This is a genomic window from Arthrobacter sp. NtRootA1 (assembly GCF_019976975.1).
Classification (GTDB): domain Bacteria; phylum Actinomycetota; class Actinomycetes; order Actinomycetales; family Micrococcaceae; genus Arthrobacter; species Arthrobacter aromaticivorans.
In genome coordinates, this window is the sequence record NZ_AP024630.1 from 1,902,994 (window position 1) to 1,918,455 (window position 15,462).

Here is a 15,462-nt window from a genome sequence, read left to right on the forward strand (position 1 = left end):
ACACTCACGATCATGAGTGTCGATACAGAGCTTGGTATTGCCGAGGTGGCGGAATTGACGGGGCTCAGCACGGACACACTTCGCTGGTATGAACGCGAAGGCATCCTTCCCACAGTGAGCCGTGGCGCCTCCGGCCGGCGGCGCTACAGTCCGCAGGAGCGCGATCTCGTACTGCTGCTGACATCACTGCGTGCTACGGGAATGCCGACAGCCATGATGAAGGACTTCGTCCAATTGGTTATGGAAGGTGCGGCGAGCCACGGGCGCAGAGTAAGTCTCCTGGCACACGCCCGTGAGCTGCTGGAGGAACGGCGCCGCAAGCTCGACCAGGCGGAGGCAGCCTTGGACAGCAAAATTGAGCATTACAGAATATTGATCGACGCAGGACTTGATTGCGATGGTGCGCCGGTCACAACTGAAGTTCGTGCACTTCAAGTCGCCCAGGGATAAAAGGTTCGATTGGCGATTCCAGAAGACAAGCCAATATTCCCCTGACGCTCCTTTGGCGCAACTCATGCATATGAGGTCAATAGGGGAGGTGCACCGCGGACGGCTGACTGTTCGCCAAGGTGCGTTTCAGACATGGTGTCCTACCTTGTCCAAAGGTCATTACCACGCGAAGAGCGGGCATTGTCCGCTCTTCGCGTGGAAATAGCCTGGTTTGTCCTGTCTTTCTTTACTGGTGGGCCAATGCCATGCGTTGACGGTCGGCCACTGTTAGGTGTTCGTGGTGGTCCTCGTCTTCGTTGAGGTCGATGCGCACTGTATGCAGAGTGCCTGTGAACCCGTTGTCCACTGGAAGGTAGTCGTCGGTGACCGGGGTGCCGCGGTCGATGCCGACATTCAGCGTCTCGTCGAAGGAGAAGTAGTAGGCGGTGGTTTGGTCGACTCGGCCCTTGCCGATGACCTTGCCGTCGGCTGCAAGACGTATTTCGGCGCCTCGGCCGATCCCGCCGCCGTCGTAATGGAATTCCATAGTGAGTTCCTGAGGGCCAGGGGCGAGGGGGTCGTCGGAGCGGACGATGTAAAGGTTCCGGCCGTAGCAGTTGTGGGCGTAGCTCAGACGCCCCTCCGCTACATAGAGGGACCAGCCGCCGAAGCGCCCGCCCTGGGCAATCAGAACACCTTCCGCTCCTCCCTCGGGAACATCCACCCGGGCGATGACGCTGTGGGACCGGTTCTTCACGTTCAGCGTGGTTTCTTCGGTGAAGCGCCCCATGCCGTCGCGGTAGGTCACCGTCGTTCGGCCAGCGAGCAGGTCAATCCGTCCTGCAACCTCAGGGTTTTCCCGCTCCGTGACACGGTCATCAAGGGGAAACACGTTGTACTGGCTGGCTTCGATCAGGAACAGCTGTTGCAGCTCCCGGAGTTTTTCCGGGTACTTGTCGGCAAGGTTGTGGGCTTGGCTCCAGTCGTTGCTGATGTCGTAGAGCTCCCAGACATCCTCATCGAAGGAGGGGAGCCCTTCGGGAACCATTTCCCATGGTGTTCCGTGGCGGGTGACGGCGGTCCAGCCCTCATGGTAGATGCTGCGGTTACCACACATCTCGAAGTACTGCGTGCGTCTGCGGTCTTCGGCTTCAGGGTCGTTGAAGGTGTAGACCATGCTTGTGCCTTCGATGGGTTGCTGAGTCACACCGTTGACAGTGACAGGGTGGGGGATCCCGGCCGCTTCGAAGATGGTAGGGGCGATGTCGATGACGTGGTGGTACTGGTGCCGCACGCCGCCGCCCTGCCTGATGCCGTTACCCCACCGCATGATCATGCCGTCACGGGTTCCGCCGAGGTGGGAAGCGACCTGCTTTGTCCACTGGTAAGGGGTGTTCATCGCCAGGGCCCACCCGACGGGGTAGATGGCGTAGGTGGTCGCGTCACCGAGCGCATCCAGCTCCTGGGCCATGGTCGCCGTGTCGTCCTTGAAGCCGTGACCGACGAGGTGCTCGCGCATGGTGCCCTCGATGCCACCCTCTCCGGAAGCGCCGTTATCCCCAAGGATGTAGATGAAGAGGGTGTTGTCGAGTTCCCCTGTCTCCTCCAAGGCGTCAACGAAGCGCCCTACTTGGGCATCGGTGTGCTCGGCGAATCCGGCGTAGGTCTCCATGAAGGCAGCGGCCACTTGGTGCTCTGTATGGCCCAATTCGTCCCAATGCGGCACGACTTCAGCCCATGGGCTGAGTTCGGCAGACTCGGGAACGATACCCAGTTCCTTCTGCCTGGCTAGGGTTGCCTCACGCTGTGCGTCCCAGCCGTCGTTGAACCTGCCGCGGTATTTGTCCTTCCATTCGGGTGCCACATGGAAAGGCCCGTGGGTGGCGCCGAAGGCGATGTAGCTGAAGAACGGTTTCTCAGGGGTGAGTGTCTTGTGTGTCTGGACCCAGTTGATGGCTTGGTCAACGAGGTCTTCGGACAGGTGGTAACCATCCTCGGGACGGCGGGCCGGTTCAACTGGGGTTGTTCCGTCGAAGAGCTGCGGGTACCAGTGGTTCATTTCGGCACCCATAAAGCCATAGAACTTATCGAATCCTTCTCCGACCGGCCAGCGGTCGAAAGGCCCCGAAGGGCTGACCTCACGGGGAGGGGTCTGGTGCCACTTTCCGAATGCCGCTGTGCTGTAGCCGTTCAGGCCCAGCGTCTGAGCGATGGTGGCGGCACTGGCCGGACGGAAACCGGTGTAACCCGGAGCGGAGGTGCTCATTTCGGTCGTCACGCCCATTCCTACTGAATGATGGTTCCTTCCAGTCATGAGGGCCTGTCGGGTTGGCGAGCACAGTGCTGTGACGTGGAATCGGTTGTAGCGCAGCCCTTCATGGGACAGTTTCTCCGCTGTTGGCATGTCGCAGGGACCGCCGAAGGCGCTTGAGGCGCCGAAGCCCATGTCATCAATGAGGACGAGGACCACGTTCGGGGCGCCATCCGGCGCTCGCAGGGGGGCCACGGGGGTGAAAGTTGCCTCCTGCTGGTGGATACCCATCGCTGCAGTGACTGGCTGGCGTCTCTGCGCTGGAATGGGAAGTATTTCGCGGATTTCAGTCATGGGATTTTGCTCCTGTCGTAGGTCTGCAGTGTGTGTTGGTCGGTGGTGCCGGCTGGTCAGATTTGGGAGTCAACCTTGGACGCCGTGCTTGGTGGGGAGGGCACAAGCTGGATGGCGCCGGTCTCTTCCAGGGAGCGGCTGCGGGTTTCTTCGGCCCATGCCAGGCAGGCAAGGAGACCGACGAACGTGATGCCGGCGCCGATGAACATGGTTGCCGAAGTCCCGAGGGTGACCAGTGATACCGGGACGAGGAAGGTTCCCACTGCCGCGCCGAATCGTGTCAGGGCGACCGCGACTCCGACAGCGGCGGCACGGATCCTGGTGGGGAACAGCTCGTTGGGGTAGGCCCATTCCAGGATGCTGGGTCCACCGGAGAAGAGAGCGTACAGGCAGAAGAAGGCAACAATGAGGGGACCCGGTGCGTCGGTCCATAGGCCGAGCGCGATCAGCGGGAGCACCATGAGCCCGAAGGACCAGATGATGGTCTTTCGCCGGCCGATGGTTTCCAGGAGCTTCATCGCTGGCAAGCACCCGAGCGCGAATACGAGGTTGATGACCGCAGTCCCGAGGTTGGTGAGGTTCCCGGCCCCCATTCCCAGGGAACCCAGAAGTTGTGGGCCGAAAGTGAGCAGTGCGAACAGGGGAATGATGGCGCAGGTGAAGAAGATGATGATGAACAGCATGCGGCGCAGGTAGACTCCGCGGAAAAGGTCCGCGATGTTGCCCCTGGCTTCCACGGTCCGGGGTAGGTTGCCTGTCAGTTCTTCGGTGGTTACGCGGACATGTAGGGAGTTTTCGATGACCCGGCGTGCCTCCTCCACACGTCCCGCGCCTACCAGCCAGCGGGGTGATTCCGGGGTGCCAATGCGCAGCAGGAAAACGATCAGGGCCAGGATCGCGCCGCTGCCCAGCATCCAGCGCCAGCCGTCGCTACCCATGGATTCGTTGATCAGGTAACCCACCAAGTAGGCCAACGAAGCGCCGATGTACCAAATGATGATCACAGCGCTGAACATTCCGGCGCGCCGTTTCCGCGGCAGCCATTCAGAAAGAAGTGCCGTAGCGATGGGGTAGTCGGCGGCGATGGCGGCGCCGATGATGAATCGCAGTGCGATCAGTTGCCAGGCTTCGCTGGCGACTACCGACAGGGCAGAGGCGACGACGAGCACAAGCAGGTCCAGGGTGTACATGGGTTTGCGGCCGATGCGGTCGGTGAGCGGGCCGCATATGAGGCCACCGAAAAACATGCCGATCAGGGAGGCAACGCCAATAGTTGCTTCGACGCCCGTATCCAGCCGCATGTGTCCGGTGATTCCGGGCAGCGCTATCCCGATGATGGCCAGGAGATAACCGTCGAGTAAGGGGCCGCCGGAACAGGCAGCAGTAAGTTTGCGGTGGAACCTGCGGACAGGTGCATCATCAACAGCAGCAAAACTCATGAAAATGATCCTCAAAGTTGGTGTTGGGGGCGCCCCTTGCATCGCTGTGCCTCAACGGGCAAGGGCGTTCAGGAACGTTCTTTCGATCAGGCCTTTCATCGCCGGTCCTCGTTCGCCAGGTAAAGAGGGCGCGAGGTCCAAGAACATGGCGGACGGCGGCAACCTTTCGTTCGCTTCATCGCGGAGCAGGTGGCCAGTCCATAGTTCGCTCGGACAGCGCAAGGTCGCCGTAACTGGCAATCATGGACCGGTGTGACAGGGAGTTCCGGCAGGACCCGACGCCGGTAGGCATCTTTGGTCTTCGGCCGGCGCTCCGGTAACAATTCGGCGGTTGCAGCGACCGATAGGTCGATCGACCGCCTGTTCGCTATATGTACGAAGTTGCGCTCTCCGCAACTTCTAAAATCAGTGTGGCGCCGATCACGGCGTAGGTCAAGGTTTTCGAGGAAGTGAGGGGAGTGTTTCTTTTAGAGCGACACGAGACTCGCGGTTAGTCCGCGGCCAGCAACAAAAACGACTCCTGCCGCCTCAGGCAGGTACCAGAAGGTCACTTAATGCGCCGCGGATCTTGAACGCGGTGAGACCATGAAGTCATGGCAATTCCAGTACGTGACGGTGACGCAGACACAAATGCCCAGGGGGATCTTCACGGGGGAAGTCTTCAATCAGTTGAGCGCGCGATCACGGTTCTCAAAATTCTGGCGCGCAACGGTAGCGCCGGCGTCACGGAAGTCGCCGAAGAAATGGGAGTCCACAAATCAACTATTTCCCGGCTTCTCCGTGCCTTGGAAGTACAAGGAATGGCACAGAGCAGCGGGAGGGGGAAATACCAGCTCGGGCTTGGCATTCTGCACCTGGCCAATTCGATCCCTATGCGGCTTGACCTGGCCAGGGAGGCGCGGCCCATCCTGGAAGCCCTCGCCGCTAAATTCGGGGAAACCGTAAACCTGGCGGTTTTGAGCTCCAGCCATGTGGTTAACATCGACGAGGCGTTCGGGCCATCCACGTTGGGCGCCAAGAACTGGATGGGCCTACTGACGCCGATTCACGCCACTTCCAGTGGGAAGGTCTTTCTGGCCTCACTGTCCATGGAAGAGCGCGACCGCACGCTCCATGAAGTGGGTATGCCTGCGGTGACAAAGCAGACAATAACTTCTCGGCCTGAGCTGGAGAAGCAACTTGACCTGGTGGCGAAAGCTGGCTATGCGACGGTGCATGGTGAACTCGAGGACGGCCTTAATGGCATTGCCGTTCCCGTCCGAGGCCACCACGGAACTGTCATCGGGGCCGTAAGTATTTCGGGCCCGTCCTTCAGGTTCAAACCCGACGAACTTCCCGAGCTGATTGAGGAGCTGAAGTGGGCAGGCCTGAAAATCAGCGAGAACATGGGATTCCGGCCTGTTACCTAGATGAACACGATGGTGACAGGCGCAATCTCAGGTAGGGCCGAACTGGGAGCCGCCAGTCACGTAGGACTGCAACGCGGCATCGCTGCCAGTTCTGCCGGGGTTGAATCACCATGGTCTCCGCGTACAACGAATGCCAGCACGCCGACCAGCGAACCCACCACGGATACGGCCGTGGAGATTGCGAAGGCATCAGCTGAGAACTGTTGAAGGCCAAACCAGAAGGGGAGCCAAATGACAACCCACTGGAGCACATCAACAATGCCGCCCCAGCGCCTTCCGCGGCTCAATCCCACAAGAGCCAGGACGGAGAGTCCCGCTATTCCAAGGCCGCCGGCCATGCCGATGAAGAACCCGCGTGTTACGTCATTGTCAGGCTGGGCTGGGTACGTCGCGATCACTTCCCGGAGCCACACGTACATCCAGATAGCCAGGCCGAGCCCGCCGATGATCATGAGACAAGTAACGACCCTGGCTACATAGAGGACCGCAACGGCGACCGACGCCGACCGTGCCTCGCCCCGCTGCCCATCGGCTTGACCATGCTCCATTTCCCCCATCGGACCAGCCTGCGCGCAATTGATGAAGTTGTCACGCCCAGTCGGTTGAGAACTCGCGACGAAGGGGCCAATGAAGGTCAGCCAGAGCGGATCCTTCCCCTTGCTGAATCCAAGGTCCTAGCTCCGGCCCGCCTCCTTCCCTGTAGGAGCCCCGAGAGCTTTCCCGCAAAGAGTTTTTCGATTTCTGCGACATGAACTTTTCCATTCCCGCACTCCTTTGACTGGAGACCGACCTTGCCGGACGCAACCGGTCAGTCTCCGCAACATATGTTTGGCCGTCGGCTGTGGGGTCTGTCGGTCACTGTTCATTGGAGAGAATCCCTTGAAGTATCTGCTTGGGAAAATAACAGCCTTCGTCGCCGTATTAGTGGTCGTTTGTGGCGCACTTTCAATGGGGGTGCTCCGCCTAAGTCCATCAGCTCACGCCTACGAAGTAGCAACCAACCAGGCAGACGTTACCGGCGGAGCGGCTATTTTGACGATGCCAGGATCCGGTCTTACGGCCACCTACGATCAATCCGGACTGACTGACCTCGTGGGGCAGTCAACGATGGGCAGCCGTGGATTTGTGGCCTCTGATTTCTCACAAAACATAGGGACCGGGGCCCCGGCTGTTGAATTCGCAACGAACGCGGTCAATAACTGCGCGGCAACCGGTCCCTGCAGCGGCTTGGGGACGGTCACGATCGCGTTTAGCCAGCCCGTGAGGAATCCTGTGCTCAACATCACTGGCATCGGTGGAAACGTGACTTGGTACGAAAACAAGAAAGGACCTGTCGACCGCCAGTCCCAGCTCCACGCCGTGTTGAATCTCGCAACCACGGGTTTGACCATGACTAAGCTCTCGGGCGGGAACCTTAGCGTGTCGGGAAATGCCATTACGGCCACTAACGACAACGCGGGCACTCGGTGCGAGACGACCACCCAAACGGACAATCCTCAGCCCGTGAATGCCCAAGCGACTGCGGCCTGTGGATCGGTCCGTATCAATGGCATTGTGACCTCGTTGACGTTCGATATCAGCGCGATCTTCGTCCAGACCACCAGCGCACTTCCGCCATACACGATCAACGACCCCGAAGATCCAAACCATAACGCGGACAACTTCGTCATGGCGATGACGGTCCCGCAGGATTTCGGTGACGCGCCTGCTTCCTACGATCAGGGCAACGCGGCGCGGGCGGATCTTTCGGATGTGACATTGGGCGCGAATGTCACCGAGGACAACGCGACGGTGGCCAACGGCACGGCATCGCCGAACGCGGGTGCCACGGCGTTGCTGGACCAGATGGACGACGGCGTGGTCCTGGCACCGATGTCACTGGGTGCTACCAGCTACTCCACGACCGTGGCCATCAGTGGCGCCAGCAAGCCCGGTACCACCTGCGGGTGGATTGATCTGAACAAGAACGGGTTGTTCGACAACACTGCTGAGCGGGCCTGTGCCGCGTTCGCCGCCGGCGCCACGACCGCCACGCTGACCTGGGTTGTCCCTACCGGGGTGATGGCAGGGACGACGTATGCGCGGTTCCGGATCGGTTACACCACCGCCCAGGTCCTGGTCCCGATCGGTGCATCCAGTTCCGGGGAAGTGGAAGACTACATCTTCACCGTTGCTCCTGCCGCCGCTCCGGCCATCACCTTGGTCAAGACGGTGAACAAGACCACCTTGGTGGCCGGTGAAACGGCCACGTATACGTTCGTGGCGAAGAACACGGGAAACGTGACCTTGTCCGGCGTGGTCATCACCGAGACGCAGTTCTCCGGCAGCGGCACGATGTCGGCGCTCTCGTATAGCTGGCCCGGCCTTCCGGGCATCCTTTTGCCGGGCCAGTCCGTGACAGCCACTGCCACGTATGTGGTCACCCAAACCGACGTCACTACCGGCCTGCTGACAAATACGGCAAAAGTCACGGGCAACCCACCACTGGGCACTCCGGTCACCGCAACAGACGATGCCCAAGTAACAGCGCCGCCTGCCTGGACCGTCAAGAAGACGGCGACCGTCAACGGGACAGTTCCCGCCAACCAGTCCGTCAGCCCGGGCCAAACCATCGTGTACACCGTCACCGCAACCAGCACCAGCGGATCCATCGCGGGAGTTGTTTTGAAGGATGACCTGGGCAACGTGCTCGATGATGCGACGTTCGTGCCTGGTTCCGCGACCCTGACAATTGGAACGGGATCACCGGTTGTTGTGGCGAATCCGGTGGCGCCGTCCACCCTGTTGAGCACGCAGGCGTTTACCTTGCCGGCCGGGCAGACGGCCACGTTGACGTACAGCGTGGTGGTCAACGCCGGTGCGTGGAACGCGCAGCTGGTGAACGTGGTGACGGGCACTTCCACCACGACCCCACCGCTGACCTGTGCACCAAGCTCCGGCGGGGCGCCGGGTCCTGATTGCACCACCACCCACCGGACGCCCGCGAAAGTACTGATCGAGAAGACCGGGGAGTCCTCCGGCGGTACGTGGGTCCCGATGGCCGGCTCCGCCTGGGCGGTACACGCCGATAGCGGCGGCGCGCCGGGAGCTGTCCTGGCCAGCCCGGCCGTCACCGCCGTGACGGGACAAACCGGCCGGTTCCAGATTGAAGGAATCCAGCCCGGAACGTACTGGCTCGAAGAAACCGCTGCCCCGGCTGGCTTCAGCCTCCTTGCCGAACCGGTCCAGTTCACCATCGCCACCAACGGCGCCGTGACCCTGGGACAGGGCTCACTGGGGCAGGGCTCCGCGGGGCAGGGCTCCGGTGGCGGGGTAGTGAGCTCCACGGATGCAGACGGTGACGGGATCTACCTCCTCACGGTCCGGGACGTGCCGGCCCTGAAGCTTCCGGAGTCCGGCGGCATCGGCTGGTGGCCGTTCACCACCGCAGGATCAGCCCTGCTGCTGGGCGCCCTGGCCGTGGCAATACAGGGCCGCCGGAGGCAACAGTCCATCTAGGGCAGTCCATCCAGATCTCCGCGGTCACAGCAATCCTGCGCGGCCGCGGTACCACATGTTCATTTCCGAGCATCAGCACCATCACTATGAAAGAGGAAAACACAGTGAGTCATCACAATTCCGGGCGGCTTTGGAAGACCGCCGCCGCCACGATCGCCGGGGCGGTGTTGGCAATGTCCTTCTCCGTGGCCCCGGCTTCGGCCGCGCCCCTGGTTGACGGGGACACGACCGGTTCCATCACGGTCCACAAGTTCGAACGCCCCGCCACCCCCACGGGCCTGCCGAACAACGGCACGTCCGTGGACACCACCGACCTGACACCGTTGGCCGGGATCGAGTTCACCATCGAGCAGGTCAACACCATTGACCTGTCCACCAACGCAGGCTGGGACGCGGCGCACAACCTCTCCAGCATCTTCGACCCGGCCAACGCCGAAGCCTCGATCATCGGCGCCGGGTACACCCTGGGCACCGCCCAGGCGAAGACCACCGATACTGCCGGGACCGCCGGTTTCACCGGACTGCCGGTGGGCCTGTACCTGGTGACGGAAACGAACTACCCCGCCGGTGTGACACCCTCGGCCCCGTTCCTGGTCTCCGTGCCGTTGACGGACCCGGATAACAAAGACAACTGGATCTACGACGTCCACGTCTACCCGAAGAACTCCATCACGGGTGCTGAAAAGACCGTCACGGACGCCCCGGACGTCAAGCTCGGGGACCAGATCGACTTCACCATCACCGGTGACATCCCCAACGAAACCGCCATCGATGGTTACAAGATCGTGGACGTCCTGGACCAGAAACTGACCTACATCGGCGCGTCCGCGACCCTCGTTGACGGCACCCCCCTCACCGAGGGCACGGACTACACCGTGACCTTCGACGCCGCCACCAACACCGTCTCGGTCATCTTCACCGACGCCGGTCTTGCCAAACTGGCAGCACACACCGACACCCGCGTGCAGGTCATCGTGAACACCACGGTCAACACCATCGGTGAAATCGAAAACGAAGCCCTCGTCTACCCGAACGCTGCCAGCTTCACCATCGCACCGCGCGAGCCCGGCGGCCCGACGGTCACGCCCCCGGTCGTGACCAAGTGGGGCGAAATGACCCTGCAGAAAGTCAACGAAAACGGTGCAGCCCTGGCCGGTGCCGCGTTCTCCGTCTACACCAACGAAGCCGACGCACAGGCTGGAACGAACCCTGTAGACCTCAACGGCCAGACGGTCTTCACCGTCGCCGCTGACGGCACCCTCACGATCTCGGGACTGCGGTACTCCGACTGGGCCAACGGCGCCGCCGTGGCACCCGGAAGCCCCGACTACCGCACGTACTACCTCGTGGAAACCACCGCCCCGACAGGCTATGAACTGCTCGCCGAGCCGGTGTCCTTCCTGATCAACAGCACCACCACCACGGTCGGGATCGACCTGGAAGTAAAGAACATCCCCTCCAACAGCGGCTTCGAACTGCCCCTGACCGGTGGCGTCGGAACCGGCATCCTCTACGCAGCCGGTGCCCTCCTCGTCGCCGGCGCAGCCCTGATGTTCCTCCGCAACCGCCGCACCAGCAACAACTAACACCAACACCAACCAGCACCACCACCGGTAAACACCACCAACCGGTACACAACACTACGGGCGCCACTACCCGCGGCCCCCGCAGCAACCCCAAGTGGGGAAGAACGCCAACCACGCGCTCTTCCCCACTTGCATTCCCCTGCACGCCGTGCATAACTGCCGCAGCTTGGGTGATGGTCAACTGCTGCCCTGCCGTGGGACTGTCAGAGCCCAGAGCGGCGTCACGAACCTGTCTTCCTTTGCACAGCAACAGCATGGAGGAATCAAAGGACGCCGAAGACGTCAAACCCGATTTCGAAGAGCTGGCCACAACGTCACCCATCCTTGCGGCAAAGCTCGCCCGCCTGCCGGCTGAACAAGCGGCCATGATTTTTGGGGAACGGCCCACCGAAGGTTGGATTGGCGCTGCCAGGACAGGCACGCCTGGCAGCTGAGGGGAATTCTGTCGGTGCTCTGTGTCAGAGTCTTTATATGACAGCTCCGCTTCTTGCCCACGCTACCGACTACGGACGTATGTACGCCCGCTCCACAACAGAGCAATTCTCTGTCCCCTCCATCACCACGGTGATAGGGCAGCAGGCGCACTCTCTGGACGGTTGGTTCAGTTATATGGGAGCAAGCAGCTTGGCCGCAGATCCCGAACTTCCAGCCTTGCTTGGCAGCCCTGCAAAGATCCGGCAGGCGGTCAACAAGGCCTCCAAAGCAGCTGAGGCCTACAGGGACCAGGCTGCGGCAAGAGGCGATCGCGTCCACAATTACTGCGAGCAGGTAGCCTTGCGCGCGCTGGGGCGTCCGCATCGGATGCAGGAATGCCGCGATGAGCTTGCCTCCCACGGTGAGCAGGCCTTTGCAGCCCGCTTTGACGAATGGTGGGAGCTGTACAGGGTGGAGCCGCTGGCTCCGGAAATCACTGTCTGGAACAAGACGGTTGGCTATGCCGGCACGCTGGACCTCGTTGCGCGGATTAACGGGCGCATCTGCCTGATCGATTACAAGACCAAGGGCACCACCCGCGATGGCACGGTCAAGGCCCTCGATGACAAAGTCGTGATGCAGCTCGTGGCCGGGATGAAGGCAGAAGAAAGCCTCGTGGACCCGGTAGCGGGGGAGTGGGAGCCGTGGAAGTTTGGTCAGAATCCCATGCTGCTTGCCGTCGCCATCGGAGAAACGGAAGTTAGGCCTCAACGAGCCAACCCGGACGTCCTTAAGCATCATTGGTGGAAGTTCTGTGCATTGAGGCGCGTCTGGGAGATGTCAGCCGATGTAACTGCGGCTGGGCAGGCACTCATGCCCGTCCCGCCGCCGTCGTTCGTGTCACCGTCAGTGGAGTCCGCGTCGCTGGTGCCGGCAGGCGCTGGGGCCAGGGACAGCGGCAGCAGCCTGCACTCAACTAAACTGGCTTAGGCTCCGCAACAGCCGGACCAGAGTGTGACGATCGTGAGGACTGACAGCAGATGGCAATTTTGAGTATCCGAATCATTGGGGATCCGGTGTTGCGCACCGTAGCCGATCCCGTCACTGAATTCGGTCCGGAGCTCGCCAAGCTGGTAGCAGACATGATGGAAACCATGGAGGACGTGGAAGGAGCTGGCCTTGCCGCTCCCCAGGTGGGCGTCAGTAAGCGCGTCTTCACCTATCGCATTGGTGGTGAAGAGGGACACATCATTAACCCCGTCCTGGAAAACAGTGAAGACTTCCAACCGGACGAAGTTGAGGGCTGCCTCTCCATACCAGGCCTTGGTTTCCCCGTGCGCCGTCGCCGCGCAACGCGCGCCACGGGTGTGGATCTCAATGGCAATCCTGTCCAGGTTGAGGCCGAAGGTATGTTGGCACGTTGCTTCCAGCACGAGAATGATCACCTGGACGGCGTCCTCTATACAGACAGGCTTGAGGGCGAAGACCGAAAAGCCGCGCTGCGCGCCATCCGAAACGCCAACTACCACGCTGTGACTGAGCAGACCACATCCAAGCGGGCAAGCTCTGTTGGTTCCAGCTTTGGTGGCGGCAGTTTCGGGGCTCCCGAGTGAGGGTCCTCTTTGCAGGAACTCCGGCAGTCGCCGTCCCATCCTTGGACGCCTTGGTGAAGGCCGGGTTCGACGTCGTTGCAGTCCTGACCCGCCCGGACGCACCGTTGGGACGCAAACGTGTCCTCACACCCTCACCGGTTGCCGCCCGAGCAGAAGAACTTGGTATCGAGGTCATTCGCGCTGCCAAGGTGGATGCTGACACTACGGCTCGAATTGCTGAAATTGCTCCAGATGTAGCCGCCATCGTTGCTTATGGAGGGATCGTGCCTCGGGCTGCCCTGGGCGTTCCGCGGCATGGCTGGGTCAATCTCCACTTCTCGCTTCTGCCCGCGTGGCGTGGCGCCGCTCCCGTGCAGCGCTCCATCATCGCAGGGGACGACGTCACTGGGGCGGCTACCTTCCAACTGGAAGAAGGGCTGGATACCGGGCCCGTTTTTGGCACGCTAACCGAAACCCTGCGGCCGGATGACACTGCTGGCGATCTTCTGGAGCGTCTCTCACTGAGTGGGGCCGTCCTGCTCAGCCAGACGCTGTCCGCCATTGACGCCGGTCAGGCGGCACCGCAGCCGCAGACCGGCGAGGTTTCCCTGGCCCCCAAACTGTCGCTCGAGGACGGACGGCTGGACTGGCAGCAGCCGGCCCTTGCCCTGAATCGAAGGGCGCGTGGCGTTACGCCCGAGCCCGGCGCCTGGACAACGCTGGGGGGTCAACGGATCAAGCTTGAACCCGTGGGGCTCCGGCCCGACGTCAAGGACATTGCTCCCGGAGCCATCCGCGTGGATGGAAAATCAGTGCTGGTAGGCACCGGTTCCCATGCAGTGGAATTGGGGCGGATTCAACCCGCCGGCAAAAAGATGATGTCGCCGGCCGACTGGGCCCGCGGCTTGGCTGCACCTGAGAAAGTGGTATTTCAATGAGCGAGTCCGGCCGGCGAGGCCCCAACAACAGCGGGAGCCGGGACGGTGGCGGGCACGCCAATCGTGGAGGCCGCAGCGAGAGCAAGCGCAATGCCCAGGGCAGGGAACGAAACAGGGGCCCCCAGAGGGGCTACTCCAATAACGCTCCATCCCAACGCACGCGGCGTGCTGATCCTGCGCGCTTGGTAGCTTACGAAGTCCTCCGTGCCGTCGCTTCGGAAGACGCGTACGCGAATCTTGTCCTTCCCGCCAGAATCCGGGAACACCGGCTGGACCGCCGCGACGCCGGTTTTGCAACCGAGCTGAGCTACGGTGCCTTGCGCGGACAGGGCACCTACGATGCCATACTGGCCCGCTGCGTGGACCGGCCCCTCGAGCAACTCGATCCGGCGATTCTGGATGCCCTACGCATCGGCGCACATCAGCTGCTTTCCATGCGCGTTCCCGCCCATGCTGCGCTGGATCAAACCGTGGGCCTGGCCCGCGCAGTCATCGGCGCCGGGCCGTCGGCGCTCATCAACGCCGTCCTGCGAAAGGTCACCGCGCACACCCTGGTTGAGTGGCTGGACATCCTGCTGGAGCAGGAGACTGACGAGACCAGGATTGCTGCGCTGCGTCACGCCCACCCGGAATGGATCGTCCGCGCACTGCGCCAGTCGCTGGTGAACCATGGGAGATCCAAAACCGAGATTGACGCCCTGCTGGAGGCAGACAACGCCGCGCCTGTGGTTAACCTGGTGGCTCTGCCAGGGCTGGGGAACCTTGATGAAGCTTTCGAGAATGGGGCTACAGCCGGAGAGCTGGTAGAGGACTCCGCGTTGTCGGCCGGTGGCGACCTTGGCCGGCTCGAGTCCGTCCGGAAGGGCACAACCCGCGTTCAGGATGTTGGCTCACAACTCGTAGCCCGCGCCGTTGCAAGCGTCGATCTCGGTGCCCCTGCCCGGGACGGAGAGCGCTGGCTGGACTTGTGCGCAGGTCCGGGAGGTAAAGCTGCGTTGCTTGCCGCGTTGGCTCACCGCGATGGTGCCACCTTGGTGGCCAACGAGCCCGCCCCGCACCGCGCCAAGCTGGTCCAGCAGGCGCTGTCTGCGGTGCCTGGCGAATCCTGGACGGTGCGGACCGGTGATGGACGGGAGCTTGGCGGCGAACAGCCCGAATCCTTTGACCGTGTATTGGTGGACGTCCCCTGCAGTGGTCTTGGTGCCTTGCGCAGGCGTCCCGAATCGCGGTGGCGCCGGGCACCCAAGGACATCGCGGACCTCGGTCCGCTGCAGCGTGAACTGCTGACGTCAGCCATCGATGCCGTCAAGCCCGGTGGGGTGGTGGCATACGTGACGTGCTCACCGCACCCGGCGGAAACCACGGCCGTTGTGGGTGACGTCGTGGGAAAGCGTGATGACCTTGAGATGCTCGACGCCGGTCAGGCGCTGGACGCTGTCAGCCTCACCGGAGGCCTGGGGGCCGGGCACGAGCTAACGGCCCAGCTTTGGCCGCACGTGCACCACACGGATGCCATGTTCATGGCGCTCATCCGCAAAAAGCCCTAGCTCAG

The 15,462-nt window shown here is 62.0% G+C and carries 12 protein-coding genes; 9 read left to right on the top strand and 3 right to left on the bottom strand.

What is annotated here, in order from left to right:
• Positions 1 to 12 precede the first annotated feature (12 nt).
• The gene (locus LDN90_RS08740; RefSeq protein ID WP_223948679.1) at positions 13 to 450 is read left to right on the top strand and encodes a MerR family transcriptional regulator; all 438 of its coding nucleotides are present in this window, start codon (positions 13 to 15) and stop codon (positions 448 to 450) included.
• A 226-nt stretch (positions 451 to 676) separates the two neighbouring features.
• Here LDN90_RS08740 and LDN90_RS08745 read toward each other — a convergent pair whose 3' ends face one another.
• On the bottom strand, positions 677 to 3,034 hold the full coding sequence (locus tag LDN90_RS08745) for an arylsulfatase (RefSeq protein ID WP_223948680.1): 2,358 nt from the start codon (positions 3,032 to 3,034) through the stop codon (positions 677 to 679).
• 56 nt (positions 3,035 to 3,090) lie between these two features.
• A complete protein-coding gene (locus tag LDN90_RS08750) occupies positions 3,091 to 4,473 on the bottom strand; it encodes an MFS transporter (protein WP_223948681.1) in 1,383 nt (460 codons plus the stop codon).
• Between the two features lie 593 nt (positions 4,474 to 5,066).
• Between LDN90_RS08750 and LDN90_RS08755 the strand changes: the two genes are divergently transcribed.
• Positions 5,067 to 5,882, top strand: a complete 816-nt coding sequence (locus LDN90_RS08755) for an IclR family transcriptional regulator (RefSeq protein ID WP_223948682.1) — start codon at positions 5,067 to 5,069, stop codon at positions 5,880 to 5,882.
• A gap of 56 nt (positions 5,883 to 5,938) precedes the next feature.
• On the opposite strand, the gene LDN90_RS08760 is transcribed toward LDN90_RS08755, so the two are convergent.
• Entirely contained in the window at positions 5,939 to 6,439 is a 501-nt protein-coding gene (locus tag LDN90_RS08760) for a hypothetical protein (protein ID WP_223948683.1), read from the bottom strand.
• Positions 6,440 to 7,154: 715 nt separating this feature from the next.
• Between LDN90_RS08760 and LDN90_RS08765 the strand changes: the two genes are divergently transcribed.
• From LDN90_RS08765 to LDN90_RS08795, 7 genes are all read left to right on the top strand, one after another.
• Positions 7,155 to 9,380 carry a GEVED domain-containing protein gene (locus tag LDN90_RS08765; RefSeq protein WP_223948684.1) on the top strand — a complete coding sequence of 742 codons (2,226 nt, stop codon included), beginning with the start codon at positions 7,155 to 7,157 and terminating at the stop codon, positions 9,378 to 9,380.
• Positions 9,381 to 9,484: 104 nt separating this feature from the next.
• Positions 9,485 to 10,966: a SpaH/EbpB family LPXTG-anchored major pilin gene (locus LDN90_RS08770; protein WP_223948685.1), complete on the top strand. Its 1,482-nt coding sequence runs from the start codon at positions 9,485 to 9,487 to the stop codon at positions 10,964 to 10,966.
• 254 nt (positions 10,967 to 11,220) lie between these two features.
• Positions 11,221 to 11,400, top strand: a complete 180-nt coding sequence (locus LDN90_RS08775) for a hypothetical protein (RefSeq protein WP_223948686.1) — start codon at positions 11,221 to 11,223, stop codon at positions 11,398 to 11,400.
• Between the two features lie 37 nt (positions 11,401 to 11,437).
• The gene (locus LDN90_RS08780) at positions 11,438 to 12,370 is read left to right on the top strand and encodes a cytochrome (protein ID WP_223948687.1); all 933 of its coding nucleotides are present in this window, start codon (positions 11,438 to 11,440) and stop codon (positions 12,368 to 12,370) included.
• Between the two features lie 50 nt (positions 12,371 to 12,420).
• Positions 12,421 to 12,993, top strand: coding sequence for a peptide deformylase (gene def, locus LDN90_RS08785; protein WP_223948688.1), 573 nt, complete (start codon positions 12,421 to 12,423; stop codon positions 12,991 to 12,993).
• Complete coding sequence (gene fmt, locus LDN90_RS08790; RefSeq protein ID WP_223948689.1) at positions 12,990 to 13,910, top strand: methionyl-tRNA formyltransferase; 921 nt, start codon at positions 12,990 to 12,992, stop codon at positions 13,908 to 13,910. The genes def and fmt overlap by 4 nt, the downstream gene beginning before the upstream one ends.
• Positions 13,907 to 15,457 carry a transcription antitermination factor NusB gene (locus tag LDN90_RS08795; protein WP_223948690.1) on the top strand — a complete coding sequence of 517 codons (1,551 nt, stop codon included), beginning with the start codon at positions 13,907 to 13,909 and terminating at the stop codon, positions 15,455 to 15,457. Before fmt ends, LDN90_RS08795 begins: the two co-directional genes overlap by 4 nt.
• The last annotated feature ends 5 nt before the right edge of the window (positions 15,458 to 15,462 follow it).

Excerpts from the sequence above, each read along its gene's own strand:
- LDN90_RS08760 (WP_223948683.1), bottom strand. The coding sequence starts at position 6,439 with ATGGGGGAAATGGAGCATGGTCAAGCCGATGGGCAGCGGGGCGAGGCA.
- LDN90_RS08745 (WP_223948680.1), bottom strand. The coding sequence starts at position 3,034 with ATGACTGAAATCCGCGAAATACTTCCCATTCCAGCGCAGAGACGCCAG.
- LDN90_RS08780 (WP_223948687.1), top strand. The coding sequence starts at position 11,438 with ATGACAGCTCCGCTTCTTGCCCACGCTACCGACTACGGACGTATGTAC.
- LDN90_RS08750 (WP_223948681.1), bottom strand. The coding sequence starts at position 4,473 with ATGAGTTTTGCTGCTGTTGATGATGCACCTGTCCGCAGGTTCCACCGC.
- LDN90_RS08795 (WP_223948690.1), top strand. The coding sequence starts at position 13,907 with ATGAGCGAGTCCGGCCGGCGAGGCCCCAACAACAGCGGGAGCCGGGAC.
- LDN90_RS08775 (WP_223948686.1), top strand. The coding sequence starts at position 11,221 with ATGGAGGAATCAAAGGACGCCGAAGACGTCAAACCCGATTTCGAAGAG.
- LDN90_RS08755 (WP_223948682.1), top strand. The coding sequence starts at position 5,067 with ATGGCAATTCCAGTACGTGACGGTGACGCAGACACAAATGCCCAGGGG.
- def (WP_223948688.1), top strand. The coding sequence starts at position 12,421 with ATGGCAATTTTGAGTATCCGAATCATTGGGGATCCGGTGTTGCGCACC.
- LDN90_RS08740 (WP_223948679.1), top strand. The coding sequence starts at position 13 with ATGAGTGTCGATACAGAGCTTGGTATTGCCGAGGTGGCGGAATTGACG.